General features: G+C 39.6%; 1 protein-coding gene. It reads left to right on the plus strand.

The window, feature by feature from the left end; all coding sequences use genetic code 11:
- A partial coding sequence (locus ABEB23_RS18250) for a DUF2130 domain-containing protein (protein WP_348814148.1) occupies positions 1-525 on the plus strand: 525 nt, incomplete at both ends.

The following is a 525-nucleotide window of genomic DNA, read 5'->3' on the forward strand; positions in this document are numbered from 1 at the left end:
CGTGAGCACCAAAATTGCGGTTCTATTTATTACGAAAGTAAAAGAACAAAAGCGTTTCAGCCTTCGTGGATTGAGAAGTTTAAAAACGATATCAGAATCAAGAGAGCCAATATCGGCGTTTTGGTTACTGAAGTAATGCCCGCCGGAATGGAGAGAATGGGAATGCGGGACGGAATCTGGATTTGTACATATGAAGAATTTAAAGGTTTAAGTGCTGTTTTGCGTCAGTCTTTAATTCAGGTCAATCAGGCGGTTCAGGCACAGGAAAACAAAGGCGATAAAATGGAAATGTTATACGACTTCCTGACAAGCAACGAATTTCGTTTACAAATTGAAGGTATTGTAGAAGGTTTTACACAAATGCAAAGTGACTTAGATTCAGAGAAAAGAGCCATGCAGAGAATCTGGAAACAACGCGAAAAGCAAATAGAAAAAGTGGTTCATAACACTCTGGGAATGTATGGTTCGATTCGTGGTATCGCCGGAAATGCCGTTCAAAGTGTAAAAGCTTTGGAATTGGATTTT

The organism is Flavobacterium maritimum (genome assembly GCF_040049085.1).
GTDB lineage: Bacteria > Bacteroidota > Bacteroidia > Flavobacteriales > Flavobacteriaceae > Flavobacterium > Flavobacterium maritimum.